The organism is Pseudomonas sp. SIMBA_041 (assembly GCF_046535095.1).
GTDB lineage: Bacteria > Pseudomonadota > Gammaproteobacteria > Pseudomonadales > Pseudomonadaceae > Aquipseudomonas > Aquipseudomonas mucoides.
In genome coordinates this window covers 1-240 of sequence record NZ_JAWRXJ010000869.1, presented here as the reverse complement: position 1 = coordinate 240, position 240 = coordinate 1, and the positions used below count along the sequence as shown (strand labels likewise).

The window sequence follows — 240 nt, the reverse complement described above, 5'->3', positions numbered from 1 at the left end:
ATGCACCGTCATCCTCCAATACGATGCAGTCGCGTAAGCAACTTGGGCACATTTCCCATTTGTCCGGGACGAGAAGGTCAATGGCTTCCTCTAGAGAAAGAAGGCGAAGATCACATCCGACGTGATCGGCTTTCTTCTCGGCAGGCTCCGTCCAACCGTTGGCCGCGACGATAATGGCCTTGTTCGCCCCAACCGCTTCTGCGAGTGCGAGGACTGATTCGACCTCCTTGATGTCGATTG

At 55.0% G+C, this 240-nt stretch carries 1 protein-coding gene; it reads right to left on the bottom strand.

The genetic code is table 11. The annotated features are described in order from the left end of the window. On the bottom strand, positions 1-240 hold a 240-nt coding region (locus tag SB725_RS33625), incomplete at both ends, for a hypothetical protein (protein ID WP_410923749.1).